This is a genomic window from Isoptericola variabilis (genome assembly GCF_050311655.1).
Taxonomy (GTDB): domain Bacteria; phylum Actinomycetota; class Actinomycetes; order Actinomycetales; family Cellulomonadaceae; genus Isoptericola; species Isoptericola variabilis.
Window position 1 is genome coordinate 1 of sequence record NZ_JBNOZM010000029.1, and the last position, 242, is coordinate 242.

General features: G+C 78.5%; 1 protein-coding gene. It reads left to right on the forward strand.

What is annotated here, in order from left to right; translation table 11 throughout:
- Positions 1 to 242, forward strand: a 242-nt coding sequence (locus tag ACQP60_RS20935) for a DUF8034 domain-containing protein (protein WP_486606393.1), incomplete at both ends; no start/stop codon positions are given.

Genomic DNA, 242 nt, shown 5'->3' on the forward strand with positions numbered 1-242 from the left:
GGGCGACACGGCGGTCAACCTCGCCGCGACGTCGCTCGTCACCAACCGCGGGCTGTACGACGGCGTCGACGCGTCCGCCGCGTGGGTGGCGCGGTACGTCGACGGCTGGCGCGAGCGCGCCGCCGCGGCGGGCGGCCTCAGGCCCGACAACGTGGCGCCCGACGGCGTCGTCGGCGGCCTGCACGACGGCGCCTGGTACGGCGGCCACTCCGGCTGGACCTGGCCGCACGGCCTGCACTCCG